The sequence below is a fragment of the Amycolatopsis sp. NPDC101161 genome, from assembly GCF_044768185.1.
Taxonomy (GTDB): Bacteria; Actinomycetota; Actinomycetes; order Mycobacteriales; family Pseudonocardiaceae; genus Amycolatopsis.
The window spans coordinates 1,407,575-1,433,825 of record NZ_JBIWPI010000002.1 but is presented as its reverse complement, the minus strand read 5'-3'; the positions used below and the strand labels follow the sequence as shown (position 1 = coordinate 1,433,825).

Annotated in this window: 25 protein-coding genes and 3 tRNA genes; 25 read left to right on the top strand and 3 right to left on the bottom strand. The window is 70.4% G+C overall.

The genetic code is table 11. The features are described from left to right. Window positions 1-21: 21 nt before the first annotated feature. Window positions 22-483, bottom strand: coding sequence for a hypothetical protein (locus ACIRSS_RS18045; protein WP_400896137.1), 462 nt, complete (start codon window positions 481-483; stop codon window positions 22-24). Between the two features lie 155 nt (window positions 484-638). On the opposite strand from ACIRSS_RS18045, the gene ACIRSS_RS18040 reads away from it, so the two are divergent. From ACIRSS_RS18040 to ACIRSS_RS18025, 4 genes are all read left to right on the top strand, one after another. After that, on the top strand, window positions 639-1,286 hold the full coding sequence (locus tag ACIRSS_RS18040; RefSeq protein WP_400896135.1) for a hypothetical protein: 648 nt from the start codon (window positions 639-641) through the stop codon (window positions 1,284-1,286). Next, entirely contained in the window at window positions 1,283-3,058 is a 1,776-nt protein-coding gene (locus ACIRSS_RS18035; RefSeq protein WP_400896133.1) for a hypothetical protein, read from the top strand. Before ACIRSS_RS18040 ends, ACIRSS_RS18035 begins: the two co-directional genes overlap by 4 nt. A 9-nt stretch (window positions 3,059-3,067) precedes the next feature. Further along, a complete protein-coding gene (locus tag ACIRSS_RS18030) occupies window positions 3,068-3,736 on the top strand; it encodes an SEFIR domain-containing protein (protein ID WP_400896131.1) in 669 nt (222 codons plus the stop codon). Window positions 3,737-4,337: 601 nt separating this feature from the next. Next, the gene (locus tag ACIRSS_RS18025) at window positions 4,338-4,598 is read left to right on the top strand and encodes a hypothetical protein (RefSeq protein WP_400896129.1); all 261 of its coding nucleotides are present in this window, start codon (window positions 4,338-4,340) and stop codon (window positions 4,596-4,598) included. 1 nt (window position 4,599) lies between these two features. Here the strand turns inward: ACIRSS_RS18025 and ACIRSS_RS18020 are convergent, their stop codons facing one another. Next, window positions 4,600-5,751, bottom strand: coding sequence for a pentapeptide repeat-containing protein (locus tag ACIRSS_RS18020; RefSeq protein WP_400896127.1), 1,152 nt, complete (start codon window positions 5,749-5,751; stop codon window positions 4,600-4,602). 139 nt (window positions 5,752-5,890) lie between these two features. On the opposite strand from ACIRSS_RS18020, the gene ACIRSS_RS18015 reads away from it, so the two are divergent. From ACIRSS_RS18015 to ACIRSS_RS17960, 12 genes are all read left to right on the top strand, one after another. After that, entirely contained in the window at window positions 5,891-6,712 is an 822-nt protein-coding gene (locus tag ACIRSS_RS18015; RefSeq protein ID WP_400896125.1) for a lysostaphin resistance A-like protein, read from the top strand. Beyond that, entirely contained in the window at window positions 6,709-7,875 is a 1,167-nt protein-coding gene (locus ACIRSS_RS18010) for a sensor histidine kinase (protein ID WP_400896123.1), read from the top strand. Before ACIRSS_RS18015 ends, ACIRSS_RS18010 begins: the two co-directional genes overlap by 4 nt. Beyond that, entirely contained in the window at window positions 7,872-8,516 is a 645-nt protein-coding gene (locus ACIRSS_RS18005) for a response regulator (protein ID WP_400896121.1), read from the top strand. The genes ACIRSS_RS18010 and ACIRSS_RS18005 overlap by 4 nt, the downstream gene beginning before the upstream one ends. Window positions 8,517-8,779: 263 nt before the next feature. Beyond that, window positions 8,780-8,862 (top strand) — tRNA-Tyr (locus ACIRSS_RS18000). A 44-nt stretch (window positions 8,863-8,906) separates the two neighbouring features. Continuing rightward, a tRNA-Glu gene (locus ACIRSS_RS17995) sits at window positions 8,907-8,978 on the top strand. A gap of 2 nt (window positions 8,979-8,980) precedes the next feature. Continuing rightward, window positions 8,981-9,057: transfer RNA gene (locus ACIRSS_RS17990), tRNA-His, on the top strand. Window positions 9,058-9,188: 131 nt separating this feature from the next. Continuing rightward, window positions 9,189-10,052, top strand: coding sequence for an alpha/beta fold hydrolase (locus ACIRSS_RS17985; RefSeq protein ID WP_400896119.1), 864 nt, complete (start codon window positions 9,189-9,191; stop codon window positions 10,050-10,052). 103 nt (window positions 10,053-10,155) lie between these two features. Then, window positions 10,156-11,559, top strand: coding sequence for an MFS transporter (locus ACIRSS_RS17980; RefSeq protein WP_400896117.1), 1,404 nt, complete (start codon window positions 10,156-10,158; stop codon window positions 11,557-11,559). A 14-nt stretch (window positions 11,560-11,573) separates the two neighbouring features. Beyond that, window positions 11,574-12,200 carry a TetR/AcrR family transcriptional regulator gene (locus ACIRSS_RS17975; RefSeq protein ID WP_400896115.1) on the top strand — a complete coding sequence of 209 codons (627 nt, stop codon included), beginning with the start codon at window positions 11,574-11,576 and terminating at the stop codon, window positions 12,198-12,200. A gap of 168 nt (window positions 12,201-12,368) precedes the next feature. Continuing rightward, window positions 12,369-13,400, top strand: a complete 1,032-nt coding sequence (locus ACIRSS_RS17970; RefSeq protein WP_400896113.1) for an SEFIR domain-containing protein — start codon at window positions 12,369-12,371, stop codon at window positions 13,398-13,400. Between the two features lie 39 nt (window positions 13,401-13,439). After that, window positions 13,440-13,655 (top strand): hypothetical protein, encoded by a 216-nt coding sequence (locus ACIRSS_RS17965; protein ID WP_400896111.1) that lies wholly within the window; start codon window positions 13,440-13,442, stop codon window positions 13,653-13,655. A gap of 271 nt (window positions 13,656-13,926) precedes the next feature. After that, window positions 13,927-14,193 (top strand): hypothetical protein, encoded by a 267-nt coding sequence (locus tag ACIRSS_RS17960; RefSeq protein ID WP_400896109.1) that lies wholly within the window; start codon window positions 13,927-13,929, stop codon window positions 14,191-14,193. Here the strand turns inward: ACIRSS_RS17960 and ACIRSS_RS17955 are convergent, their stop codons facing one another. Next, window positions 14,194-16,386: an NB-ARC domain-containing protein gene (locus ACIRSS_RS17955; RefSeq protein ID WP_400896107.1), complete on the bottom strand. Its 2,193-nt coding sequence runs from the start codon at window positions 16,384-16,386 to the stop codon at window positions 14,194-14,196. Window positions 16,387-16,424: 38 nt separating this feature from the next. Here ACIRSS_RS17955 and ACIRSS_RS17950 point away from each other — a divergent pair, with 38 nt between their 5' ends. From ACIRSS_RS17950 to ACIRSS_RS17910, 9 genes are all read left to right on the top strand, one after another. Beyond that, the gene (locus ACIRSS_RS17950) at window positions 16,425-17,735 is read left to right on the top strand and encodes a hypothetical protein (protein WP_400896105.1); all 1,311 of its coding nucleotides are present in this window, start codon (window positions 16,425-16,427) and stop codon (window positions 17,733-17,735) included. A 380-nt stretch (window positions 17,736-18,115) separates the two neighbouring features. Then, window positions 18,116-18,694 carry a TerD family protein gene (locus tag ACIRSS_RS17945; RefSeq protein ID WP_400896103.1) on the top strand — a complete coding sequence of 193 codons (579 nt, stop codon included), beginning with the start codon at window positions 18,116-18,118 and terminating at the stop codon, window positions 18,692-18,694. Between the two features lie 46 nt (window positions 18,695-18,740). Continuing rightward, window positions 18,741-19,832: a DUF475 domain-containing protein gene (locus tag ACIRSS_RS17940; RefSeq protein ID WP_400896101.1), complete on the top strand. Its 1,092-nt coding sequence runs from the start codon at window positions 18,741-18,743 to the stop codon at window positions 19,830-19,832. A 37-nt stretch (window positions 19,833-19,869) separates the two neighbouring features. Continuing rightward, window positions 19,870-20,445, top strand: a complete 576-nt coding sequence (locus tag ACIRSS_RS17935; RefSeq protein ID WP_400896099.1) for a TerD family protein — start codon at window positions 19,870-19,872, stop codon at window positions 20,443-20,445. Between the two features lie 35 nt (window positions 20,446-20,480). Then, the gene (locus ACIRSS_RS17930) at window positions 20,481-21,701 is read left to right on the top strand and encodes a toxic anion resistance protein (RefSeq protein ID WP_400896097.1); all 1,221 of its coding nucleotides are present in this window, start codon (window positions 20,481-20,483) and stop codon (window positions 21,699-21,701) included. A 4-nt stretch (window positions 21,702-21,705) separates the two neighbouring features. Next, complete coding sequence (locus ACIRSS_RS17925; RefSeq protein ID WP_400896095.1) at window positions 21,706-22,158, top strand: hypothetical protein; 453 nt, start codon at window positions 21,706-21,708, stop codon at window positions 22,156-22,158. Continuing rightward, a complete protein-coding gene (locus tag ACIRSS_RS17920; protein WP_400896093.1) occupies window positions 22,158-22,709 on the top strand; it encodes a TerD family protein in 552 nt (183 codons plus the stop codon). Before ACIRSS_RS17925 ends, ACIRSS_RS17920 begins: the two co-directional genes overlap by 1 nt. Continuing rightward, entirely contained in the window at window positions 22,706-23,584 is an 879-nt protein-coding gene (locus ACIRSS_RS17915) for a hypothetical protein (RefSeq protein WP_400896091.1), read from the top strand. Before ACIRSS_RS17920 ends, ACIRSS_RS17915 begins: the two co-directional genes overlap by 4 nt. Then, complete coding sequence (locus tag ACIRSS_RS17910) at window positions 23,584-26,241, top strand: TIR domain-containing protein (protein WP_400897520.1); 2,658 nt, start codon at window positions 23,584-23,586, stop codon at window positions 26,239-26,241. Before ACIRSS_RS17915 ends, ACIRSS_RS17910 begins: the two co-directional genes overlap by 1 nt. Window positions 26,242-26,251: the final 10 nt, after the last annotated feature.

Sequence of the window (26,251 nt, the reverse complement as noted above, 5' to 3'; positions counted from 1 at the left end):
GCGTTGCCTTCGGCGCCGCTGCTACAAGCCGTTGCGGCAGACGAGCGCCGCGACCCGGTCGGCTTCGAGCTGCCAGCGCCGCGTCCGGTGCCGCAGCGTCACGACGACGAGCGCCGCACTGCTCAGGACACTGGCCGTCGCGACGGCGCCGACGTCGCCGTGCAGACCGCCGGTGACCGTCCAGACGACGCCGACCGACGCGGCCGCCGTGGCGAGCACGAACGCGGTGGCCGGGGCGCGCCACGTCCACACCTCGCCGGCCTGGATCTCCTTCTTGAGCGATCGGGCCGCCGCCTGAACGGCGTCGCCGCCCGCACCGAGCTCGATGATCCGATCGGCCGCGGCCGCGCAGAACTCCCGTTGACCCGGCGTGGTCATGACCGGACGGCGATCGCGGGTCAGGCTCCGCACCCGCACGGTCGATTCCGCCAACGCGCTCGCGAGACGATCGCGGATTTCCGCATCGCCGGGATCTGCGGTCATCGCGTCTTCCAGACGTTGCAAGTCGGCGAAAAGATCTTTCAGGGAACTGTTCACAGGGGGATTCTCCAATGCGTTCACATCGGGTCGGGGCACCATGCTACGGTCTGCGCTCGCGGCGACGCGGCCAGATCACGGTTTTGGGGAGGATCTTGGGAATGTCCGCGAGCAACACCCGGTTCGCAGCCGTTCTCGGTGCGGCGAACTTCCTTGTTTGCGCGGCGGTTGGAACGGTACTGCTGCTGGTGACCGGAAGCGAAGGGCAAACCGTCCAGTCGGTTTCCGCAACGGATCCGGTCACGGCCGGAACCAGCACGGGAAACGAATCGCCGCCGCCGGCCACCGGGATTTACCCGAGCACGCCGACGCCGGTCGGCGACGACTACGAAACCGTCACCGCACCCGACGGTTTCAGCACCGTCGTCCCGCGAGGCTGGCGGAGTGAACCGAAGAACCCGGGCTCCTTCCAGGCCAACGATCCGGCCGACGAATCGCACTACGTCCGCTATGGCGCGACCGAAGCGAGCGGTGATCTGGTCAAAACACACGTCGACGCGGAGAAGAGCGCGGCTACCCGGCTCTCCGGGCTGCACCGCGTCCGGATGGATCGGACCGACGTGCGCGGCAACGAAGCCGTCGACTGGGAGTTCACCTGGGAGTCGTCGACGGAGGGAACGCGGCACGTGCGCGCGATCTACTGGCGCACCGGAGGAGTGGAGTATTTCGTGTACGTTTCCGCATTGGACTCGGCGTGGCAGCCGATGCCGGAACTGCTGACCACGATGGTCGGCCAGAGCCGCCCGTGACCATCCAGGAGCCGTCGACCGACTGGACGCGCTTCGCCGCGGCCGAGCACGCCGAAGCCGAACTGCCACCGCTCGACGACAACACCCGCTACCTCGCCGCGGCAGCCCATCTGGACCGCCGTTACGCCGACGACGTCGTTCGCGAACTGCTGGTCGAAGACACCCGCCAAGTTCCGTTGACGCCCGGTCTGGACACTGCCACGGTGCTGACCGAAGTCGTCGCGGCGCGGACCCGGCGCAAGTTCCGCGACGGTGCTTTGGGGCTGCTGACGATCGCCTTCGTGACGACCAGCTTGGGAAGTACCGGTCTGGGCGCGTGGTTGACCTGGGCCGCGGTGCTGTCGATCAAACCGATCTGGAAATCGGCCCGGTGGGGCCGGCCCGGCTCGGGGTTGTTCGTCTTCGGTAAGTTCCTGGCCGTATTTTCGCTGCTCACGGCCGCCACGCTGCTCCCGTTGATCGGTGAACTGGTCGCCTGGGCGCAGAGTTCTTCGAGCCGGTCCGCCCGCGTCAGCTCCGGAACCGGTCCGTTCGATTTCGCCGACCTGCTTCCCGGCTGGTTCGGACTGGACGCGGAGGTGATCTCCGGCTCCTCGGCCTTGCTGATGCTGATCATCCTGATCGCGGACCGCGTCGTCGTCTGGCAGACCGTCAGGCGGTACTTCGGCCGCCGGGCCCGGGTTCCGGGCGCGGTGCAACGCCCGGCAGCCGATCGCCTCACGCTCATCTGCAGCCCGCCCCGGCTCCGCCGGGCGCTCGACCGCCACCGCGTCGGCCGCGTCGCCGAGTCGCCCGACGCCCGGGTACCGCTGGTCGTCTACCGGGGGCGCAACCCGTTCGTCGGTGCCGGGACCAGCGTCACCCCGTGGTCACTGGCGTTGCCGCTGGAGCGGCTCGGCGACCGCGACCCGTCGGCCGAGGAAGCGCTCACCACCGCGCGGTTCTACGAAGAAGTCGGGAAGGCGGTGGAGGAACTGCAGCGGCACGCGGCACTCTCACCGGACGAACGCCTCCGGGACCTGCGGGTCGAAGGCATGGTGTTCGCTCCGGCCGAAGGCCTGATCGACCGCGTGCACGAACCGATCACAAAGCCTTACCTGCCCGGTGTTTCCCAGCCGCCCGCGCTTTACCTGCCGACGGAGGAGGCGAAGCGGATCTACCACCGCCCGAGGGAGTGGGCGCGGTACTACCTCTGCTTCCAGGTCGAGACGTGGAACCGTGAACTCGTCCTCTCGGCCTTCCTGCACGCGGCCGTCGAGGAAAGCACTCTCTACATCGAGTGGACGCCGTGCGTGCTCCTGCCGATCCGGCAGGAGTTCCGCGCCGGCGACACGATGACCGCGGACTGGTGGCGGCCGGTCTGGCAAGGCGTCCTCCGGTGGCTGAAGCTCCCGGTTACCGGGCCGGGCCGGTTCTGGGCCGCGCTCAAGGTGATCCGGCCGCTGCCGCACGACGGGCACACGCTCAACGCCGATCGCTACGGCTCGGCGCGCACGTTGCGAGAGCTCGGCGCCGCCGAGGCCGCCCGCGACTACTTCCAGGTCGTCGACGCCGAGCGGTACACGAAGCTGCTGGAAAGCCGGCTGGTGCCGGCGATCAGCAAGGTGCTCAGCGATTCCGGGTATTCGCCGGCGTCGTTCGAGCGCCGGGTCGCCGCCGTCACGACGAACAACGTGACCATCCACGGCGGCAACACCGGTCCGATGGTCTTCGGCGGCGTGGTCGAAGGCGATGTTTCCGGCGGAACTCACACCCCGGCACCCCGGATTTGAGGATCCTCCATGCCCGAGCAGAACTCCTTCACGAACACCGGGACGAACACCGGGCCGGTGATCTTCGGAGGCACCGTCCACGGTTCAGTGCGCGGGGGCGACGTCCGGCAGGCCGAAACGTCGCGGGCCGCACCGAGCGCGGAATCGCGGCCCGCTTCCCCGACAACCCCTGGTGCGGGAAAGCCACCCCGGGTGTTCATCACCTATTCCCACGACGATGAACACCACCGCGACCTCGTTCGCGACTTCGCGACCTTCCTGCGTGCGGATGCGGGAATCGATGTCCGGCTCGACCAGTGGGCCGACGACGGTCGCCGAGATTGGTCGCTGTGGGCGATCGAACAGCTCAACGAGGCGGACTTCGTGCTCGTGATCGCTTCGCCCGATTACAAGCGTCGGGCGGAGGGGACCGAGGAGCCGCACCTCGGGCGCGGTGCGCAGTTCGAGGCCGCGATGATCCGGGACAACATCACCAAGGACCTGCCTCGGGCTGTTCGGCGGATTCTGCCCGTGGTGCTGCCGGGTCGACGGGTGGAGGAGATCCCGTCGTTCCTCAACGCCCACTCGACCACGCGTTACGAGATCACGGAATTCACGCTGGCCGGCGTCGAGGAGCTGCTGGTCGCGATCACCGGCGTGGCTCGTCATTCCCTGCCCGAAATCGGCTTCCGGCCGTGAATGTGGCCCGTCCGCCGGGCGGGTTTCAGGAGCCCGGGACGATGAGGATGGGGTACTGGCGCTCGACCACGCAGAGGGCCGTCGTGGCCCACATGGCGAGCGAGCTGCCCACGCACCGCACCCCCGGCGCGGGTGTCGCCTGAGCGGAAGCTGTTCCAGCCGCTCCGACGAGGACTCCGGTCGTCAGAACCAAGGCACCGATCGTGGCAGTGGTGCGTCGCATGGCGATTCTCCTGTCCTTGAGCCGGTTTCCGTTTGGTCGTGCCGCCGGGGAGTGCCCCGGAAACGGTGCGATCCATGCGAAAGCCCCTCGAACGGGTTCCGGAAAAGGGGCGGAATTCCATGACCTTGTAGCTGAGTTGGGTGCACGCGACCCGCGTGGTGGCTTCGGTTCCGGCCACTGTCGTCGAGGCCGAGCGCACTGCCGTGGCGGCGCTGGTTCCGCCGGCCGACCGCCCACGCGGCCACGTCGAAAAGCCCGTCACCGGTGTCGCAGGGGCGGACGACGTCACGCGCGCGCCGGCGAGCGGTGGTCCGCGGGAGCGATTCGCCGCCCTCTCCTCGGCGATCCCGGTTCGCGCAGCGGTCGAGAGTCGGCTGCGTGCAGACCATCATTCCGAGCACGGTGCGGGTAGAATCGGCGGACAGTGAGCTGGCGGCAACCGAGAGGCCGGCCCTGCCGCTGCACGGGACCGTCACCACGCAGCTACCGGCGCTGGGCGGGGCGTCCAACGTGACCCAGCCGGCCGGGAGCACACCGCTGACCCAGGGGGGCCGCTACAACACCAGCGCGGTCACCGCGCCGGTGACCCAGCACGGCCCGAGCGCCCTCGAGTCGGCGACCAAGCTGCTCGGCAAGTAGGTCAAAGCTGCGCCGGCTCCTCGTACCGCAACTGCCGCCAAACGCCGTCGGTGTCCGGTGCCGGCCGGTCCGTCGCGGCGACCGGTGTCCAGGCCGGTGGCCAGTGCGAACGGCTCGACGGGCGGATCCACACGCGTCGGAACATCCTCCGTCGTCGCTCTGCCGGCCAGGCGAACGTCGCGTCGTGAAAGCGGGCGCTGCCCCGGAACACCGCGCCGTCGAAGCGGACGTCCTGCTCGAAGCGCGTCTGGGTGAACCAGACGTCGGCGCGGAAGGTGGCCTCGCCGAGCCAGGCGTTGTCGAGGAACCGGGTTCCGGTGAACCGGGCCTCGTCGCGGAAGTTCGTGCCCCGGAAGCGGGCCTTGCCCCGGAACTCCGCCGTGCGGATCCGAACGTCCTTGACGAAGGTCGCGTCGCTGAAGCGGGCCCGGCCGGTGAACGTCGTGCGGTCGAATTCGGCGCGTTCCAGGAACGTCGCGCCGCCCAGGTCGGCGTCGCCGTCAAACTTCGCGCCGGTGAACTGGGCGGAGCGGACCCGGCAGCGCTGGAACTGGAACTCGAAGAGCGTCGCGCCGCGGAGGTCCAGGTCGACGTCCGGCCAGAACGCGTCGGAGTCCGGCTCCGCGCGTAGGTGCTGCGCGAGGATCCGCTGAGCGGCGATCCGCACGTGCTTCTCCTGCTCGTGGTCGGGTTCGAACGGCATCCGCAGGTAGGCGCACAGCACGTTGAGCACAGTGTGCCGTTGCGCCTGGTTGTTCTGAGCGAGCCGTTCCAGGGCGTACAGCCCGCCCAGCCGGACCGCGGCCTTGTCCGCACCGAGCTGCTCGACGGCTTTCGCGTACAGCTCGGTGATCCGGCGCTCGGCGGCGTCGGCTTCGGTGTGCCGCTGGGCGTGCTCCTTGTGCGCGAGATCGCGGCGCTTCTCGACGAGGTCCTGTTCGGCGGTCTGCTGCCGGCGCGCGGCCAGCAGCAGGCCCACGGCACCGCCCGCGCCGAGCACGATCGTGCCGACGGTCCGGATCGCCTCCAACCCGAGGCCGTACACGGCGAGCAGCGGCCACCCGATCGCGGCCGCGACCACCACCAGCCCGGCCGCGCACCAGGCGATCACGCGGTTCGACAGCACCTTGCCGGGCGTCACCTCGTCGTCCATGCCGCTATCTTCCCGGGCTTGTCCCCCTTGCGAGCTACTCACAACTGTCCACTCCACGGTGACGTCCCGAGCGGCCGAAATCCCTAGCGTTCTCCACGTCCGCAGCACTCCCGCCGCGGGTTCTCGCTAAGGAGTCGTCGTGCGACTGTTCTTGCAGCTCGTCACCGTCGCGGTCGTTGCCTTCGCCGGCAGCCTGGCCGTCAGCGCCGTGCAGTGGAACACCCCTCTCACCCTCGTTCTCGGGCTCGGCAGCGCCGCCCTCGCCGTGCTCGCCTACCGGTGGATCGTCCGGAAGACCGAACACCGCGTTCCGGGGGAGATCACCAAGAACAACGCCGCCCTCGGACGCGGGCTGGTCATCGGTTTCGGGCTGTTCGCCTGCGTCATCGGGAACATCGCCCTCGTCGGCGGCTACGACGTGCTCGGCTGGGGTTCCGTCGGCGGGGCCCTCGCGCTGTTCGGGTTCAGCGCCGCCGCCGCCGTCACCGAAGAGCTCCTCTTCCGCGGCATCCTCTTCCGGTTCGTCGAGCGGTGGACCGGCACCTGGCTCGCGCTGACGCTCACCGCTGTGCTCTTCGGCCTCTCGCACCTCTTCAACGCCCACGCCACGTTGTGGGGCGCCGTCGCCATCGCCGTCGAGGCCGGGGGCATGCTCGCCGCCGCCTACGCCGCCACCCGGACGCTCTGGCTGCCGATCGGGCTGCACTTCGCGTGGAACTTCGCCGAGGGCGGGATCTTCGGAACCGGCGTCTCGGGCACCGATGCTCCCGAGGGGCTGCTCCACGCCGTCACCTCCGGGCCGGCCGCGCTCACCGGCGGGGAGTTCGGGCCCGAGGCGAGCCTGTACTCGGTGGTCGCCGGCGTCGTCACGACGGCCGTCTTCATGGTGCTGGCGCGCCGTCGCGGCCACATCGTTCCGCTCCGCGGACGCACCGCCGCGACCGCTACTGTCGTCGCGTGATCGACCTCTGGCGGCGGCTCGACGTCGCGGTCCGGGACCTCGCGTTCGGCCTGCTGCTCGCCGGCCTGGCGCTGGTCCCGGCCTTCGGCGGCTACGGGACCCAGGTCGGCAACCTGCCGACGCGGCCGATGGACGCCTTCGCGCTCGTGGTGGTCGTCGTCGAGTGCCTGCCGCTGGCCCTGCGTCGGCGGTGGCCGGCCGGCTGCCTCGCGCTCGTGTCGGCCGGCTTCGCCGTCGACCAGCTTTGGGGCTACCACACGGTTTCCGGCTCGGCTTTGCCGATCGCGCTGCTGAGCGCGGCCGCCTACCTGGAGCGGTACCGGTGGACGACCGTGGCCGTCGGTTCGGCGGCGTACGCGGTGCTCGCCGTCGCTCTCGCTTCGCGCGGGTCGACCGAGGGCTGGACCGGATTCGTGACGTTCTACCTGGCGCTCGCCCTGGCGTGGGGCGTCGGCGCGTGGCTGCGGCAGTCGCGCGCCGCCGAGGCGGAGCAGCGCCGTCACGTCGCCGAGACGACCCGCACCGCCGAGCGCACCCGCATCGCGCGCGAACTCCACGACGTCGTGACCCACCACGTGACGGCGATGGTCGTGCAGACGGAGGCGGCGCGCTACCTGACCGCCGCGCCGGAGCGGCTCGACCAGGCGCTGACCGCGATCACCGACACCGGGCGGCTGGCCATCACGGACCTGCGGCACCTGCTCGACCTGCTCAACCCGGACTACGGGACCGAGCCGCGCACGTCCGGCTCGCTGGAGACGCTCGTCGAGCAGACGCGGCGGGCGGGGCAGCCGGTCGAGTTCACCGAAGTCGGCTCGCCCGCGGCGGCGGGGAGTGCGGAGGCGGTGGCTTATCGCGTGGTCCAGGAGGCGTTGACGAACGCGCTCAAGCACGCGCACGGCAGCCGAACCGACGTCCGCGTGGAGCACGGCGCTCACGAGATCGTCGTGGAGGTGACTTCCGGGGCGCCGAAACTGTCGGTGCCGTCCGGTAGCGTGGAAAACGGGGGCGCCCCCGCGGGCCCGGTGGCGTTGCGCGGAAGCGGGCGGGGCTTGGCCGGGCTGCGCGACCGCGTCGACGTGCTCGGCGGGGAGTTCACGGCGGAGCGTCGTGACGGCGGATTCGTCGTGAAGGCAAGGATTCCCGCGGGGAGGGCGTCGTGATCCAGGTGCTCGTCTGCGACGACCAGGCGCTGATCCGCACGGGCTTCGCGACGATCATCGACGCCCAGGCCGACCTCGAGGTGGTCGGCGAGTGCGGCGACGGACGCACTGCCGTCGACCTCGCCGGTTCGCTGCGGCCCGACGTCGTGGTGATGGACGTCCGGATGCCGGTGCTGGACGGCATCGAGGCGACGCGCCTGCTCGCCGGCGCCGGGGTCGCGCAGCCGGTGAAGGTGCTGGTGGTGACGACGTTCAACCTCGACGAGTACGTCTACGAGGCGTTGCGCGCGGGCGCCAGCGGGTTCCTGTTGAAGGACGCCCCGCCGGCCCAGCTGCTGCACGGAATCCGCACCGTCGCGACCGGTGCGGCGCTGCTGGATCCGGAGGTGACGCGCCGGCTGGTCGGCAAGTACGCGGCGCGGATCCGCCCGGCGTCGTCGGCGGAAACCGCGTTGGCGCCGCGGGAACTGGAAGTGCTGCGGTTGATCGCGGACGGACTGTCCAACAGCGAGATCGCGGCCGCGCTGGTGATCAGCCAGGAGACCGTCAAGACGTACGTGTCGCGGATCCTGACCAAACTGGACCTGCGGGACCGGGTGCAGGCGGTGGTGTACGCGTACCGCACGGGACTGGTCGGTTAATGCGTTGACGCCGTTCGGCGGGCAGGTGATGATGTTTCCACACGAACCAAGCCGAGGAGTCATCGTGAGCTATACGCGGGAACACCACCTCCGGGGGCTCCTCGGCATGACGTAGTACCGCGTCGTGCACCGGGAGCCGCCCATCGGGTATCCGATCCGGGCGGCTTTTTTTGTGTGCTTTTCAGAGACTTTTTTCTGCGCTCGTCTTCGCCGTAAGAGTACGGCGGACGCGAGTGCGCCCCGGTCGTCGTGACCGGGGACTCGGTGGAGACGGGGCTGTGGAGCCTCAGCCGGCTGTAAACCGGACGCCCTTGTGGCACAGGGGGTTCGACTCCCTCCTCCACCACGGATCGGTGGGTTCGATGCCCGCCGACCGCTCTTTTTCCGAAAGGCGCGTTGGTCCAGTGGAACGGATGCCCGGTTCTCACCCGGGGGACCCGGGTTCGACTCCCGGACGCGCTGCTGTGGCCGAAGCCGAAGGAGACGAGGCCCCGGGTTGTGACCCCGGGAAAAGCCGGTGCGAGTCCGGCCGGCCACCCCACGCGCGCGGTTCGGCAACCAGCGGGGTCTCATACGCCCCGCCCACGTGGATCGACACCACGGCGCGCGACCACCCGAAACTGTCGGTGCCCCGGTTTACGCTTCCCCCAACGTCCGAAATGGGGAGGCACCATGACCACGCACACACTGGAAACACCCGAGGCCGACATCGTCTACGACGTCCACGGCCCGTTGCCCGCAGACAGCCCGCGGCCACCGCTGCTCATGGTCGGGCAACCCATGGAAGCCACCGGGTTCAGCACCCTGGCGTCCTACTTCCCCGACCGCACCGTCGTCACCTACGACCCGCGCGGGCTCGGGCGCAGCGTCCGCAAAGACGGCCGGGAAGACCACGTTCCCGCCACCCAAGCGGGTGATCTCCACCGCGTCATCGAGGCACTCGGGGTCGGCGCCGTCGAGGTGTTCGGGAGCAGCGGGGGCGCTGTCACCGCACTCGCGCTGGTTACCGCCTATCCCGACGACGTCCGGACGCTCGTCGCGCACGAGCCACCGCTCGTCGGAGTACTGCCCGACGCCGCCGCGGCCGAGCGGGCCGGGAGGGCGATGCGGGACGCCTACCAGGCGCGGGGCTTCGGGGCCGGCATGGCGGCCTTCATGACGATGACGTCGTGGAAAGGCGAGTTCACCGACGACTACTTCGCCCTGCCCGCACCGGACCCGGCCCAGTTCGGCATGCCGGTCGAGGATGACGGCCGCCGTGACGATCCGCTGCTCACCGAACGCTCGCTGGCCGTCACCGCCTACCAGCTCGACGTCGACGCGCTGACTGCCGCGCCGACGCGGATCGTGATCGCCGTGGGGGAGGAGTCCCTCGACGTCATGACCGGGCGCGCCGCCCTCGCCACCGCAGACCGCCTCGGCCAGGAGGCGACGATCTTCCCCAGCCACCACGGCGGTTTCCTCGGCGGCGAGTTCGGCTACGCCGGCCAGCCCGAGGCGTTCGCCCGGAAGCTCCGGGAGGTGCTTGAAGGCTGATAGTCACCCCGCTGGCGAACTGAATCAAACAACTGGTTGACAGAGTAAGTCGACTGGTTGATGCTTGCTGCGTCGAGTTCACTCGTGGAGCGAGGGGGACGTCGTGGGGAAGCACGCGCTCAGGTGGTGGGCACTGGCGGTCGCGGTACTGGCCGTCCTGGTGGACATGATCGACAACCAGATCGTGGCGGTGGCGCTGCCGACCGTCCAGCGGGAGCTCGGCACGGGCGGCGCCGCGCTGCAGTGGATTTCGGCCGGCTACGCGCTCGGGTTCGCGCTGACGCTGATCACCGGCGGCCGCCTGGGCGACCGGCACGGCACGAAGAAGCTGTTCGTGGCCGGCATGGTCGTGTTCACCGCGGCGTCGCTGGCCGCCGGTCTCGCCGGGCACGTCGGCGTGCTGATCGCCGCGCGCGTCGTGCAGGGCGTCGGGTCCGGGCTGATGGTGCCGCAGGTGCTTTCGTTCATCCACGCGGAGTTCGACGAGCGCGAGCGGCCGAAGGCGATGGCCTGGTACGCGGGTGCGTTCCCGGTCGGCGGGCTCGCCGGTCCGCTGCTCGGCGGCGCGCTGACCCAGGCCGACCTGTTCGGCACCGGGTGGCGCGCGATCTTCCTGGTGAACGTGCCCGTCGGCGTGCTCGCACTGGCCGGTGCGGCGGTGACGATGCCGAGCCGGCCCGGGTTCCTCCGGCACCGCCTGGACGTCGGTGGCCTCGTGCTGCTGACCGCCGGGTTGGTCGCCGTGTTCTACCCGCTGGTGCAGGGCCGCGAGCTGGGCTGGCCGGCGTGGTCGGTCGCGCTGCTGGCGGCTGCCGTCCCGCTGTTCGGGGTTTTCGCGCTGTACCAACGGTTCCAGGCGAGCCGCGGCGGCGAGCCGCTGGTCCCGCCGGACCTGGTGCGGCGGCTGGCGAGTGGGCAGGCGGTCCTGTTCTGCGTCAACACCGGGGTCGGCGTGTTCTTCGTCCTGACGCTGCACCTGCAGCTGGGGCTCGGGTTCTCGCCGTGGGAAGCGGCGGTGACGTTCGCGCCGTCGACGCTCGGCATCGTCGCGGGCAACGTCCTGGGGATGCGGCTGGCGCCGACGCTCGGGCGGTCGTTCGCCGCGGGCGCCGTCGTGGTGTTGCTGGCAAGCCTGGTCGTGGTGGCCGCTTTGGTGCTGACGCAGGGCGCGGCGCTGAGCGGGTGGGCGTTGCTGGGGCCCGTGATCGGCGTCGGGCTGGGCATGGGGGCGGTGCTGAACGCGCTGTTCGCGGCGGCGATGGCGGAAGTCCGGCCGGACCAGGCGGGCGCGGCGTCCGGCGTCGTGAACACCACCGTCCAGCTCGGCACGGCGACCGGGATCGCTGTCTTCGGCACGGTGTTCTTCGCTCGGCTCGACGGCGGCTACGCGTCCGCGACGGCGGGTGCGCTCCTGGTCAGCACGGGTGTGCTGGTGCTGGCTCTCGCGCTGACGGCGGCGTTGCCGGCTCGTCACCCATCTGTTCCGCAGAGTCAAGCGGTTGGTTGACGTATAGTCGCTGCGTGACCGCCTCGAAGCCTCGCCGTTCGCCGAAACCCCAAGAGCGGCAACGGGATCCGGAACGCACCCGCCGCCTGATCCTGGAGGCGGCGGGCGCTGAGTTCGCGGCGAAGGGCTACGCGGGCGCGCGGATCGCGTCGATCGCGGGCCGCGCGGGCGTGAACCAGCAGCTGATTTCGTACTACTTCGACGGCAAAGAGGGCCTGTACCGGGCTTTGTCGGAGCAGTGGACCGAGCAGCAACGAGAGCTGGTCGCGTCGGACGTGCCGCTGGCGGAACAGGTGCGCCGGCACGCGCTGTCGAGCCGCGACGGAATGCGGCTGGTGGCGTGGTCGGGCCTGGAGTACGAGGGCGCCGAGACGGATCCCGACCACGCGCCGAGGACGCAGCGCCTGGCCGGGACGGTGGAGCTGATAGCGGCGATGAAGGCCGACGGCCGCCTGCCGGCGTGGGTCGACCCGGAGTGCTTGACGGTGCTGCTGATGGCGGCGGCGATGGCACCGGTGACATTGCCGCACGTCGCCGAGGGCCTGACCCGGACGGCGCCGGACTCCCCGGAGTTCGTGGAGCGGTACGCCGACCAGCTGGCGAAACTGGTGGAACACCTGGGAGCGGACAAGGCAACCTGAGGGCCACCGCGTTCGCGGCGGTTCGTTACTCACCGGCGTCGTTGTCGCCGAGTCATCGCAATACGGACAATGCGCGGACAAGAAGTGGACAGTGCGTCGCGGCGACCTTCTCGGTCCGCGTCCTCGGGTTCAATCGGGGTAAGCACCCGTGGCCGCGAGGGAAACGTCATGACGATGGAACAACAGGAAACCAGCACGCCGGACGCGGGAAAGCCGCCCAGGGTGTTCGTCACCTATTCCCACGACAACGAGCAGCATCGGAAGCTCGTTCGTGAGTTCGCGACGTTTTTGCGCGTCGACGTGGGAATCGATGTCCGGCTCGACCAATGGGCTGACGACGGTCGCCGGGACTGGTCGCTCTGGGCGATCGAGCAGCTCGCCGAAGCGGACTTCGTGCTCGTGATCGCCTCGCCCGACTACAAGCGCCGGGCGGAGGGCACCGAGGTACCGCACCTGGGGCGTGGTGCGCAGTTCGAGGCCGCGATGATCCGCGACAACATCACCCAGGACCTTCCCCGGGCCACCCGCCGGATCCTGCCCGTGGTGTTGCCGGGCCGACGTGTGGAAGAGATCCCGTCTTTTCTCAACGCGCATTCGACCACGCGGTACGAGATCAAGGAGTTCACGGTGGCCGGTGTTGCGGAGCTGCTGGTCGCGCTCACCGGTGTGGCTCGCTTCGCGCTGCCCGAAATCGGCACCTTTGTGGGCGCGCGACCCGAAAGCGGCAAGGCGAAGCCGACGCCGAAGGCGGTGCTGCTGACTTCCGTGCTGAGCCCGGCCAGTTGCAGTTCGGATGTCCGCATGACCGGCGCGGAGATCGACGGAATGCACCGGGGTGACAGCATCGTGTACCGACCCTCGTTGTTCGCGAGCGAGCCGCGTGCGGTCGTCGAATACAACCTCGGCCGCCGCTACACGGGTTTCGAGGCCGTCGCCGGTGTGCTCGACGACGCGGCCGACGCCGACCAGGTCGGCTACTTCCAGGTCTTCCTGGACGGTGTTCCACAGGACCAGGTCGAGGTCCGGCTGGGGCGGCCGGCGTGGATGAGGTACGACGTCATCAACGTGCTGCGGCTCAAGCTCGTCGCATACCGGCCAGGTACCACCGCAAGCCCGCTGTTGGCGGGAGTGCTGGCCGCCGGCGGGCAGTCGAACAAACTCCCGGCCCTCGCGTGGGGCAACCCCGTGCTCTTCGAGTAGCGAGTCCATCGCGGTGGTCAGTGCTCGAGGGGTTCGGAGGTGGACACCGCCGGCCCCTGCCCGGGCGTGCTCGACGGCGCGCTGGGGCTCGCCAACGACAACCCGGCCACCAACGCCACGGTGACGAGGAACAGCGCGGTGCGGGCGAGTGCGGAAAAAGAACAGACGACCATCATGACAGGCTCCTCGGAAATTCCCGGATCATCGGGGGATTTTGGTGATTCCGCAGTGCTCGCGGAATTCGGTCTGCATTGATGGTGCGCTTCGGTGCGCCGTCTCGGCAAGTTGTTTCCGTTGCCGGAAACCGCTTGTTCCGGGAAACCTTCAGCTGCGGAAGGCGTGAGGCGGCCTGCCGAGCGGCTGTCCGATTTGGTCATTTTTCCGGCAGTGAGAACCTCACCATCCGGAAGCCCGGTACCTGCTGAACGCGTCAAATTCCGGACAATGCGTGGTTCGTCGCAACACCATCCGCACGGTGGGCGACTGGCCAGCAGGAATGCCGAATTCACCGTGAAGAGGAGAAGCCATGAGTGCGGAATCGCAGTCACCCGCGGGCCCGGTGCCGGGTCCGCCGACCGAAGTCCACCCGTACAGCCAGGGCCGCCGGGTCGGGTACAGCCTGCTGTGGACGGCGTGGACCGTCGTCCTGGCGGTCGCCGGGTTCGCCATGCTGGGACACGACACGGTTTTCGGCGGACTCATCAGCCTGGCCCTGTCCGTCGTGACCCTCTGCTACGTCTGGCGGATCTGGACCTGGCAGGCGAAGCGGCTCATCTTCTTCATCGTCTACTGATCAGCCGACCGCTACCCGATCCCGGTACTCGGCCTCGCCGAGCACCCTCGAATCCAGCGTGACCCGGTATGCGGCGGCCTCCGCCCACCAGCGAGCCGCCGCCTGCCGGTCGCCGCGGGCCGCTGCAGTGTTGCCCAAACCCGTCAACGCGCGGGAACGCTCGTACTCGCTCCCCGCGTCGTCCGCCAGGTCGGCCGCGCGGCGGTAGCAAGTCTCGGCCTCCGCCCACTGACCCGCGCGGAACCGCACCCACGCCTCGCAATTGACCGACATCGCCCGGTCCACCGGCAACTGAGCGAGCTGGACCGCCTCCTGCGCACTGGACAACGCCGCTGGAAACCGCTCCAGCGCCGTCGAAGCGAGCGCGATGCCGCGAAGCGCGATGACGACGTTGCGCGTCCGGCCGGTCCGGCGGTAAACGGCGAGCACCGTCGTCAGGTCGGTCAACGTCGCTTCCGCCTCGCCTCGGTACAGCCGCGCCCACGCCAGGCTGGACAGCGCGTCGATCGCGCCGCGGTCGTCCCGTGCCTCCGCGAAGCACTCCTGCGCCTGCTTGTGGAGGCGGATCGCCTCGTCGACCCGGCCCGACTCGATGTGCGCCATGCCCAGGTTGTTGAGGATCATGCCGGTCGCGCTCGCGTCGCCGATCGCCTGTGCTGCCTCGAGAGCGCGTTCGTGCGTGCGGATCCACGGCTCGAACAGCTTCTCGCGGAAGAAGTACGCGCGGAGCACGAACGCCAGCTGCCAGCACCGGTCGTGAAACCCGTGGCGGAACGCGGAATCGACGATCTCCACCAGCGTCGGCCACTGCGCCGCCAGCCAGGCTAGCGCGCCGGCCGCGTCGGTGAATGGGGCAGCGGCCGAGGGGAGTCCGGTGGCCGGGCGGAAGCGGTACGGCTCCGCCAGCTCGTCGGCCGCCAGCGTCGTCGCGAGTGCGTGGTCGACGAGGCGGCCCAGTGCCGTCGAACGATCTTCCGGCTCGACGCCCGGCAGCGCATGCGTGGACGCGAACATCCGCATCAGGTCGTGGAGCTCGACGTAGCCGCGCTCGTCGCGGAAGACCAGGTGGGCGTCGTGCAGCCGGTCGACCAGGCGGTCCGCTTCGCCGGGGCCGAGGCCCGCCAGCGCTTCGACCGCCGCGACCTCCGCCGCGGTCGCCGGGTGCAGGGCGAGCAGGCCCAGCAGCCGCCGCTGGTCGCCGGGCAGGGACTCGTACGAGACCGCGAACGCCGTTGCGACGCTGCGCTCGCCGTCGTCCAGCGTGCCGAGGCGGGTCGTTTCGTCGGCGAGGCGGTCGCGCAGCCGCGCCGCCGTCCAGCCGCCGGCGACGAACCGGGCGGCGACGATGCGCACGGCGAGCGGGAGCTGCCCGCAGTACCGGACGATCTCGGTCGCGAGGCCTTCGTCGCCCGGTGCGTGCTCGCCCGCGACCGAGCGCAGGAGCCGCACGGCGTCGGCGAGCGGCAGCACGTCGACCGGGAAGTGCCAGGCGTCGTCGAGCGCGGGGAGCCGGCCGCGGCTGGTCACCAGGATCCGCGACGCCGTCTCACCCGGGACGATCGCGCGGATCTGCTCGGCGGACCGCACGTTGTCGAGCACGAGGATCATCCGGCGGCCGCGCAGCTGGTCGCGGACCAGGTTGGCCAGGCCGTCCTCGTCGGCGGGCAGCTGGTCGGCCGAGACGTCCAGCAGCCGCAGCAGCCGGCCGAGCGCCTCGCCGGCGGACAGCTCGGCCGCGCCGGGCGTGTGGCCCCGGAGGTCGAAGAACAAGCAGCCGTCCGGGAAGGACCGTTCGACCCGCCGGGCCGCGGCGACGGCCAGCGCCGTCTTACCCGCGCCCGCCATCCCGTGCACCACGCCGACCCGGGCGTCGTCCGGGTCCAGCAGCAGCGCCGACAGCGCGTCGAGTTCGGTTTCCCGGCCGACGAACCAGCGGCCGGCGTCCGGCAGGCCGGCGATGCCGCCGGCGCTGCGCCGCGCGGGCGTCCCCGGTTCCGTGACGAGGGCGAGCAGTTCTCCGCCGGCGCCGAGCGCTTGGTCGCAGGCCTTGGCCAGCTCCCGGTTCACCCGGGCCTTGCCGTTCTCCACCTTGCTCAGGTAGCCCTTGGTGAAATGCACGGCCGCCGCGAGTCCGGTCAGGGACATGCCGACAGACGTCCGTCGACGTTTCAATTCCGCTCCAAAGTCCGGCATCGGTCAATCATCCTGTAATCGGCGAACGGGGGGAAGGTGTGACCGGCGGCCCGGGCCCGCCGGCCGGTTCCTGGTCAGCCGAGCAGCGAGACCAGCTGGCCCAGCACGATGACGATGTGCGTGTGCATCGCTTTCCCCTTTCCGCAGCGGATTCCTTGTTTCGCCGAATGGGCTCGGCGGAACAAGCATCACCCGGTGAATGCGGCGCGGACAGGCGTTTCCCGTTGCCCGTCAAGAGGAAACGGCGGATACCGGATCGGCCTGCGCTGTTTCCCGGTTCCGGAAACCGGCCGGAAACGGGTGACGGCGCGGCCGCCGCGGCGCACCATGAGTACACTTCCCCGCAGCGACCAAGACGGAGGTGCGGCTTGGCTCAGGAGGCGGCCGAAGCGAAGATCAACGCTCTCTCAACGGAGCTGAAACTGCTTCGCAAAGGCCTGGGTGTCCAGGCGAAGAACCTGCCTGGAGACGTCGGCGAAGAGCTGCGCGCGGTGTGTGGAGTCCACGAGGGCGACAGTCCGGGAACGGTTCGCGGCAAGGTCGTCGCCACGCTTCGCGCGTTGATCGAAAAGCTGCCCGAACCGCAGCGGGAAACGGCCCGGATCGTGCTGGGTTTCGGCGCCGGCGCGAACGAGCGCTACACCGCACGCCTCGAACTGCTGGGCACCGGCGCCGACCGCAACATCCGCACGATGCAACGCCGTGCCGACGACGTCATCTACCTGATCGCCGAAGCCGCGTACGAGACACCGACGGCGTTCGGCGGTTCGCCGCCGATCAGCCAGGGGCCGTGGCACACGTCTGCGCTGGCAGTGCGGCTGAACCTCGCGGGTGCCGCGGCCGAGGTGTTCGAAACCCGGCAGATCGTCAGCCACGTCGCCGGGCTCGCGGAGATCGAGCACGGGATCTCCCTCGCGCGGCCCGCCAGCACGAACGGCCAGCCTGATCTCTCCGGGCTCGGCATCGACGTCGTCGCGGGCGGCGAGGTGCATTCCGTGCGAATGGTGTCCTCGACCCGGGTGGCTTTCCGCCTGCGGCCACCGCAGCCCCTGGACGCCGGCGACCAGCACGAATTCTTCTTCCGCATCCGGCTGGAAGAGCTTCCGGCGCCGTTCTACTGCTGCACGCCGGAATTCCCCTGCGAGAGTTTCGACCTCAATGTCCGGTTCGATCGTCGTCAACCGCCGCACCGCGTCTGGCGCATCGACGGCGACTTCTCCAAGGACGCCGGCGACCCGACGCCGGCCCGCAAACCCCTGTTCCTCGACAACGCGGGCGAGGTGCACACCGGCTTCCACGACCTGCAGCCCGCGAGGTCGTACGGAGTGGGCTGGCAGCCGGCCCGCTGACCGGCCGCGCGGGGTGCGCGCCATGCTCCTCCTCGTCGTGAGCGCCTTCCTCCACGATGCCGTATCCGGGCGGCGAACGCCGCGTCGGACACACGACAAAAACACGACACTTCGGCCCGGCTGTCCGGCACCGACCGGATGACGTCCTTTCCCGGTCTCGGATCACCATTTCGGAAATGGTGACGATCCGGTCAAGCGACCTGCCGCCGGTAACGTGCCGAGCGGATCCGGCGACTAGGTGCGTATCCGTCGTCGATCGGCGGAACCCGGAAACGCAACGCTCTTCCGGGCAGTAACGCGAAACATTCTTTCGTCGACATCGGCGGGTGCTGCGCATTCTCGTGGCATCGCGCCGCTTTTCGGCGACCGAGGAGGAACAAATGGGCGTGAGCTTGAGCAAGGGTGGCAACGTTTCGCTGACCAAGGAGGCGCCCGGGCTGAGCGCGGTCACCGTCGGCCTCGGCTGGGACGAGCGGACGACGAGCGGCGAGGAGTTCGACTTGGACGCGAGCGCGATCGCGCTCGGGGTGGACGGCAACGCCCTGTCCGAGAAGCACTTCGTCTTCTTCAACAACCTGGCCACACCGGACGGAGCCGTGCAGCACACGGGCGACAACCTCACCGGTGGCGGGGACGGCGACGACGAGCAGATCACCGTCGACCTCGCGAACCTGCCGGCCGACATCGACAAGATCGTGTTCCCGGTCTCCATCTACGAAGCCGACTCCCGCGGTCAGGCGTTCGGCCAGGTGCGCAACGCCTTCATCCGCGTCGTGAACCAGGCGGACGGCGCCGAGCTGGCCCGGTACGACCTGTCCGAAGACGCGTCCACGGAAACCGCGATGGTTTTCGGCGAGCTCTACCGCAACGGCGGCGACTGGAAGTTCCGCGCCGTCGGCCAGGGCTACACCTCGGGCTTGGCGGGAATCGCCAAGGACTACGGCATCAACGCCGCCTGATCCGACGGCCGCGGCCGAAAGGGATTCTCACGGATACGGGAGTGAAATGGTGCTGAAGACATTCGGCGGCTCGTTCGCCATAACGGCGATCGGCCTGCTGCTGGCGTTCTGGTACGGCGGAACCGTCGGGTTGGCCGTCGTCGCCGTGCTCGCGGTGCTGGAGATCTCCCTTTCGTTCGACAACGCCGTCGTGAACGCCGGCGTTCTCGGGCGGCTGAACCGGAAGTGGCAGCGGCTGTTCCTGACCGTCGGGATCCTGGTGGCGGTCGTCGGGATGCGGCTGCTCTTCCCGGTCGTCGTGGTCTGCCTGACCGCGAGGCTGTCCCCGGCCGCCGCCTTTCACCTGGCGATGGCGGGCGGAGACATCCACACCCCGGGCACCTACGCCTTCGTCCTGCACGAGGCGCATCCGGCGATCGCGGCCTTCGGCGGCGTCTTCCTGCTGATGCTCTTCCTGAACTACATCTTCGAAGAGCGCGAGCTCACCTGGCTGTCGTGGCTGGAACGCCCGCTCGCGCGGATCGGCCGCCTCAAGCAGCTGCCGGTGGTCGTCGCGGCCGGGGCGCTGTTGCTGACGGCCGATTTCCTGGCCCCGGCGGGAAAGCCGGTGAGCGTTCTCGTCTCCGGTGCGCTCGGCCTCATCACCTACCTGCTCGTGAGCGGGCTGAGCGAGTTGTTCGAACCGGCCGGCGAAGACAGCGGGAGTCGTCCGGTGGCCGTCGCCGGCAAGGCGGCGTTCGTCCTGTTCCTCTACCTCGAGGTGATGGACGCGAGCTTCAGCTTCGACGGCGTCGTCGGAGCGTTCGCCATCACCTCCGACCCGGTCGTCATCGCGATCGGTCTCGGCATCGGCGCCGCCTACATCCGCGCGCTCACGGTGTTCCTGGTCCGCAACGGCACGCTCAACGAGTACGCCTACCTCGAACACGGTGCGCAATGGGCGATCGGCGCACTCGCCGTCCTGCTCCTGTGCACCATCCGGTACGAGGTGCCGGAAGTCGTCACGGGCCTGGTCGGCATCGGGTTCATCGGCACCGCGCTGCTGTCGTCGGTGATCCGCAACCGGCGGTTGTCGCGGACCCGCTCGTCCACCGCGGAAATCGGGCCCGGGCGGGCCCGGCTCACCTCCGCCCACTGACCACGGGCCATCCGGCCCACCCACGAAAGGACACGAAATGACCGTGACACTGAGCAAGGGCGAGCGCGTCTCGCTGACCAAAGCGGGCGGCCAGACGCTGACGCGCGTCCGGATGGGCCTCGGCTGGGACGCCATGCGCAAGCGCGGCCTGTTCGGCACCCGCGCCCAGACCATCGACCTCGACGCGTCCGCGCTCCTCTTCGACGCCGCCGACCGGCTCGTCGACCAGGTCTGGTTCAAGCAGCTGAACAGCACCGACGGCTCGGTTCGGCACACCGGTGACAACCTCACCGGGGAGGGCGAGGGCGACGACGAGTCGATCCGCGTCGACCTCAGCCGGGTCCCCATCCAGGTCACGACGATCGTCTTCACCGTCAACTCGTTCACCGGCCAGGACTTCTCCCAGATCGAGAACGCGTACTGCCGGCTCGTCGACGAGACGAACGAGGGCGAGATCGCCCGCTACGACCTCTCGGGCTCCGGCCGCCACACCGCGCAGATCATGGCGAAGCTGACGCGCGAACCCGACGGCTGGGCCATGACCGCCATCGGCGCGGCGGCCACCGGCAAGACGTTCCGCGACCTGCTGCCCGCCGTGTCCCGGCACCTCTGACCACGACCGGCGACCCAGACCAAGGAGGTGTTCCGATGTCGGAACTCGAGCTCGGCGGGCCACCGTCACCGCCGGCCGCGACGCAGCCGTCCGGGAGCGGGCTGTTCCTCGCCCCGCCGGCCCAGGTCCGGGTCGTCGAGCAGCAGGACGCGGCCGGTGCCGTACCGCTGGACCCCGCCAAACGCGCGGAACTCCAGCAGAAGGCCCGCGCGTTCGTCGCGGAGCTGGCCGAACTGGACTTCCACTCCCCGGCCTACGCCCAGCGGGTCCAGGGCATCACGACGATGGGCGACCGGGACATGCGGGCGGCGGCGGGGATGTCGAACCGGATGCTCGACCGACCCGCCGCCAAGCTGCCGGGCAAGGGCGGGCACCGCGACGACGCGCAGACCCGCGTGTCCGCGACGCTCATCGACCTGCGTTCGACGATCACCGAGCTGGACCCGAACCGGGCCGACCTCAAGGGCGTGCGCAAGCTCCTGAAGTTCCTGCCCGGCGGTGACCGCGTCGACCGGTACTTCGCCAAGTACCAGACCGCGCAGTCGCACATCGACGCCATCATCCGGTCGCTCGACTCGGGCCAGGACGAGCTCCGCAAGGACAACGCGAGCATCGACACGGAGAAGGCCAACCTCTGGGCCACGATGGGCAAGCTCACCGAGTACAACGAGCTCGCCGGCGCGCTCGACGCCGAGATCGAGCGGAAGGTCTCGGACCTGCAGGCGCTCGGCCGGACCGAGGAGGCGGACACGCTCAAGTCCGACGCGCTGTTCGGGGTCCGGCAGCGGCGGCAGGACATCCTGACCCAGATGGCGGTCGCCGTGCAGGGGTACATGGCCCTCGACCTGGTCCGCCGCAACAACGTCGAGCTCATCAAGGGTGTCGACCGGGCGCAGACGACCACGATTTCGGCATTGCGCACCGCGGTCATCGTCTCGCAGGCGCTGGCCCGCCAGAAGCTCGTTCTGCAGCAGGTCACAGCGCTGAACGCGACTACGTCGGACCTGATCGAGGCGACCTCCCGCCAGCTCCAGCAGCAGGGCGCCGAGATCAACCGGCAGGCGGCCTCGTCCACGATCGAAATCGGGAAGCTGCAGGCGGCGTTCGACAACGTCTTCGCCACCATGGACGCCCTGGACACGTTCCGGGCCCAGGCGACGGATTCGATGGCGGACACGGTGGCCGCGCTGCAGGGCCAGCTCGACCGCGCCAAGCCGTACCTGGAGCGCACCCGCCGGCTCGAGGGCGCGGGGTGAGCCGATGGCCTGGCTGCGCAGGGAAACCGGACTCTTCCCGGTGTCCGCCGAGGCGCCTCCGGACGACACACCGGAGGCGTTGCGGGCCGAGCTCGCGTCGCTGATCCGGTCGGTGAACGCGCGGTCGGGCCGGCTGCCGCCCGCCGCCGCGGTCACCGCGCGCGAGATCACCGACGTGCTGGCCGAACTGGTCGCCGAGGACCGCACGCCGGACATCCGCACGCGCGTGGCGATCGCCGCGATCGTCAACGACCACCTGCCGACGACCCTGGACGCGTACCTCCGCGTCGGCGATGCGACGGGCGGCCCGGCCGGATCGCTGCTCGACCAGCTCGAATCGCTGCTGGACGAGGTGATCTCGCTCCAGGGAGCCGAACACGACCGGGCCACGGACGCACTGCGCACCCAAGAGGCGTTCCTCCGCACGAAGTTCTCGAACTCCGACCTGGACCTGTGATGGCTGCCCTCAGACGCGGCTCGAACGTCGAGCTCACCCGCGAAATCCCCGACCTGCCCGGCATCGTCCTCGGTGTGCGGTGGGAAGCGGGCCCGGAACCGGCCCTGGCCGACAGCCTGGTCATGGCCGCGATCCTCTGCGACAGCGCGCGCCGGGCCCGCTCGGCCGAGCACTTCGTCTTCTTCAACCAGCTGACCGAGCCGACCCGGTCGGTGGCGGTGACGGGGGACGACGCCGAGCAGGTGGAGGTCGTGTTCGCGGCGGTGCCCGCCGAGGTCTCCCGCATCGTGGCGGTGCTCTACGTCAACGAAGGCAACGGGCTGCGCCGGGGGCTCGGCAGGCTCCGGACGCTGACCGTGCGCGGGCTCGACCCCCGGGACGACCGCGAGCTGGTCCGGTCGGAGAACCTCGCGCCGGCCCTCGACGGCGAAACCGCGCTGGCGCTGGGCGAGGTGTACCGGCACAACGGCGGCTGGAAGTTCAAGGTGCTCGGCGACGGCTACCGGGCCGGCATCGCGGCGCTCGCCGAGGACTACGAGGTCCTGCGATGAGCCTCGACTTCACGGCCCCGGGCGGGCCGCCGCGCGCCGACCTGGGATTCCTGCGGCGCCGCCGTCCGGCGGCCGCGCCGGTGTCCGGCGGCGGGACGCTCGATCTCTCCGGCGGCGTGGCGCCGCCCTTCGGTGGTGAGCCGGTGCCCGCGAGCGCGGCGGCGCAGGTCCTCGGCGATGCGCCGATCGAGCGCGGCGGGGGATCGCCTGGCGGTGTCTCGCTCGACCTCGGTGGTGAGCCGGTGCCCGCCGGCGTCTCGCTGAACGTCGCCGCCCGGCCGGTGGTGCCGGATGCCCGGCCCGAACCACCCCGTTGCCGATCCGGCCGGCCCGGACGGCCGGTGGTCCGCGTCCGGCCCCGCGGCCGGTTGCAGCTCGGGCCGAAGACCCCCGCCGTCACCCTGGACCGCAGGCAGAGCGCGATCGGCCTGCTGACCGTCGAAGCGGTGGGCGCGGCCGCGGCGTTCGGCTGCGCGTACGACCTCACCGACGGCCGGTCCGCCTACCTCGGCTCCGGGACGACGGCGACCCGTACCCCGTTCCTGGCGGTGCGACGGCGATCGGTGTCGGCCGACCTGCGGCAGGTGCGGCAGCTCGTGCGGCTGGTCGTGCTCGCGGTGTTCCCGCCGTCCCAAGCGCCGCCCGGCCTGCTCGTCGTGTCCACGTGGGACGGCGCCACGCTCGAACTGCCGCTCGGCAAGCCTGCCGCCGGCCGCGTGACGGTACCGCTCTCGGTCCACAACGTCGGCGGAGAACTCGTTTTGCGGGCGGAGACGGCGGAAGCGTTCACGTCACCGCGCGCCGCAGTCGACGCGTTCGGTTTCCACCGGATCGGCTGGCTGGACGACGCCACTTGCGCGGGGAGCGGTGCGTGATGGGCTACGACATCTTCCTCAGCTTCACGTGGGCCGACAGCGTCGAGGTGAACGCGCTCCAGGACGCCCTCGAGGCCGCCGGGTTGCGGGTCTTCCGGGACCGCGAGATCCGGCGGTTCGAGGGCATCACGGAGAAGCTCGCCGACGCGCTCGCCGAGTCCAAAGTGCTGCTCGCCTACTATTCGCGCCGGTTCCCGACCCGGTACGCCTGCCAGTGGGAACTGACGTCGGCCTTCCTCGCCGCGCAGCGCCACGGCGATCCCCGGCGCCGGGTGCTCGTCGTCAACCCCGAGACCGACGGCAACCACATCGCCCCGGTCGAACTGGAGGACGCGGCCTACTGCGCCCGGCCGAAGAACGACCGGGAACGCGCGATCGCCGTCAGGCGGATCGCCGAAATGGTCCGGGCGGCGGACACTCCGCTGGGCGCGGTGCGCAGCACGGCGCCGGTGCTGTCCCGGCTGCTGCGGCCCCGGCGGTTCGTCGGCCGGTACCGGCAGCTCTGGGCGATCCACAGTGCCTTGCACGCGCGCGAGCTGCCGGCCACGACGCCGCGGACGTCGTCGGCGCTCGCCGTCGTGCGAGGGGTCGCCGGTCTCGGGAAGAGCAGCCTGGCCGAGCAGTACGCGTTCCTCTTCCGGGACGCGTTCCCCGGCGGCGTCCGGTGGCTGGGCCTGTTCGGGCAGGACGCGCGGTTCCACTCCCAGGTCCGGGCGATCGCCGGGGAACTCGGCGCCGACGTCGGTGACCTGCCGCCGGAGGAGATCCGTGCCGTGGTGGCGCGGCACATCGAAGCCGCCGGGAAGCCGCAGCTGTGGATCATCGACGACGTGCCGTCGGAGCTGTCCGCCGAGGCGCTCGATCAGCTCGTCATGCCGACGTCGCTCGTCCGCACGGTGCTCACCACGAGGTCCGGCAATCCGGATTGGCCCGTGCCGGTCGTCGACCTGACCGGCCTGTCCGCGGACGAAGGTTCCGTGCTGTACACGGAAATCGTCGGATCCGACGACCCCGGGGAGCTCGCGGCCGTGCGCCGCCTGGTCGACCGGTGCGGCGGCCACCCGATCGTGCTGACGAGTGCGATCACCACGCTGCGCGACCGCCGGGGCGCGGTGGACGCGGCCGATTTCGCCGAGGTCCTCGACGAGGTCGAGGGCCCGGGTGCGCTGGGGGAGGCGGTGGCCGGGTGCGGGGTGACCGCGCGACGGATCCTCCACATCGCCGCCGCGATTTCCCGCGCGCCCGTGCCCGCCGAACTCGTGCGGCGCGTGCTGCCGGGAGAACCGATCGACAAGGCGGTCGCCGAGCTGGCCCGGCGCGCGCTGCTGATCCACCTCGGGTCCGAATGGGACATCCACGCCTTGGTCCGCGACGCGGCGGGTGTCGATGACGACCTCACGCGCAAGACCGCTTCGGCCGTCCTCGATTCGGCGGCGGACACGGGGTACATCCCCCAGCACGCAGCGGCGCTCGCCGAACACGGCTGCGTGCCCGCCGGACAGCGAGCCCGGTTGCTCCGGATGGGCCTCGACTGGTTCCGCGGCCAAGGCGACGTCGTGGCGGCGCGGATCGCGGCGGAACGGATCCTGACCGCGGACGCCGGCCCGGCCGATCGCATCGCCGCGGCCGAGGCCCTGATCGAAGCCGGTGACTTCGGCGAGGCAGCCGAGGTCTGCCGCCCGCTCGTGGACTCCGGCGACGCGTTCCGCGCCCGGCTCACGTGCGCCCGCGCACTCGACCAGCTGGGCCGGTACGCGGAAGCGGACCCGATCTGGCCGGACTCCGTGCCGGACGGCGAACCGACCGAGACCCGCGTGTTCATCGCTGCCGCGAAGCGGATGCGCGGGCGGTTCAAGGACGCGCTCGCCCTCCTCGACCCCGACGACCCGGACCCGCGGTCCCAGCTCGAACTGGCCCGGCTGCGGATCGTCTTCGGCGACCTCAAGCCGGCGCGGACGATCGCCGAAGCGGTCATCCACGCGCACGACACGCCGGACCACGAGCGGCACCCGCTGCGACTGGAAGCGATCGGTGTGCACGCCGAAGCCGAAATGTCGCTGGACCTCACCGAGCTCAAGGTGCGCGACGAGAACTGGGACGCGCTGGAAGCGCACCTGCGGTCCGCTCGCGACGAGCTGACCGGGCTGTTGGGGCCGGAAAGCCCGCTGGCGCTGGCCGCCGGCGTCCGGTGCGCGCGCACGTCCGTCACGCGCGGCCGGCCGAAACGGGCCCTCCGGGAATTCGCGGAGCTCGAACCGCGGGTGGGGGCGGTCTTCCACGACCACCACCCGCTGCACCACTGGCTGCGCTATTCGACCGCGCAGGCACACGCACAGCTCGGGCAGTACGAGACGGTCGCCGGTGTCCTGAGCCCCTTGCTGGATCGGCAGCGGGAATCCATCGGGCCTTACCACCCGGACACCATGCGGACCCAGCTCGACCTCGGTATCGCGCTCATGCTGACCGGTGACAAGGCCACGGCGGTACCGCTCGTGACCGAAGCCGAGCAGCGGATCGGCGAAGCCCTCGGCTGGCGGGCCGAGCTCCGCAACCGCGCCGGCATCACCCGGCTGCTGATGAACCTGCCGGTCTTCGTCTGGCAGTTGTTTCCCCACCTCGACAACCTCTTCGGGAAGAAAAAGCCCGAAGAAGACTGAACCGTTCTGG

Excerpts from the sequence above, each read along its gene's own strand:
- ACIRSS_RS18045 (WP_400896137.1), bottom strand. The coding sequence starts at position 483 with ATGACCGCAGATCCCGGCGATGCGGAAATCCGCGATCGTCTCGCGAGC.
- ACIRSS_RS18040 (WP_400896135.1), top strand. The coding sequence starts at position 639 with ATGTCCGCGAGCAACACCCGGTTCGCAGCCGTTCTCGGTGCGGCGAAC.
- ACIRSS_RS18030 (WP_400896131.1), top strand. The coding sequence starts at position 3,068 with ATGCCCGAGCAGAACTCCTTCACGAACACCGGGACGAACACCGGGCCG.
- ACIRSS_RS18020 (WP_400896127.1), bottom strand. The coding sequence starts at position 5,751 with ATGGACGACGAGGTGACGCCCGGCAAGGTGCTGTCGAACCGCGTGATC.
- ACIRSS_RS17985 (WP_400896119.1), top strand. The coding sequence starts at position 9,189 with ATGACCACGCACACACTGGAAACACCCGAGGCCGACATCGTCTACGAC.
- ACIRSS_RS17970 (WP_400896113.1), top strand. The coding sequence starts at position 12,369 with ATGACGATGGAACAACAGGAAACCAGCACGCCGGACGCGGGAAAGCCG.
- ACIRSS_RS17960 (WP_400896109.1), top strand. The coding sequence starts at position 13,927 with ATGAGTGCGGAATCGCAGTCACCCGCGGGCCCGGTGCCGGGTCCGCCG.
- ACIRSS_RS17955 (WP_400896107.1), bottom strand. The coding sequence starts at position 16,386 with ATGCCGGACTTTGGAGCGGAATTGAAACGTCGACGGACGTCTGTCGGC.
- ACIRSS_RS17945 (WP_400896103.1), top strand. The coding sequence starts at position 18,116 with ATGGGCGTGAGCTTGAGCAAGGGTGGCAACGTTTCGCTGACCAAGGAG.
- ACIRSS_RS17940 (WP_400896101.1), top strand. The coding sequence starts at position 18,741 with ATGGTGCTGAAGACATTCGGCGGCTCGTTCGCCATAACGGCGATCGGC.
- ACIRSS_RS17935 (WP_400896099.1), top strand. The coding sequence starts at position 19,870 with ATGACCGTGACACTGAGCAAGGGCGAGCGCGTCTCGCTGACCAAAGCG.
- ACIRSS_RS17930 (WP_400896097.1), top strand. The coding sequence starts at position 20,481 with ATGTCGGAACTCGAGCTCGGCGGGCCACCGTCACCGCCGGCCGCGACG.
- ACIRSS_RS17925 (WP_400896095.1), top strand. The coding sequence starts at position 21,706 with ATGGCCTGGCTGCGCAGGGAAACCGGACTCTTCCCGGTGTCCGCCGAG.
- ACIRSS_RS17920 (WP_400896093.1), top strand. The coding sequence starts at position 22,158 with ATGGCTGCCCTCAGACGCGGCTCGAACGTCGAGCTCACCCGCGAAATC.
- ACIRSS_RS17915 (WP_400896091.1), top strand. The coding sequence starts at position 22,706 with ATGAGCCTCGACTTCACGGCCCCGGGCGGGCCGCCGCGCGCCGACCTG.
- ACIRSS_RS17910 (WP_400897520.1), top strand. The coding sequence starts at position 23,584 with ATGGGCTACGACATCTTCCTCAGCTTCACGTGGGCCGACAGCGTCGAG.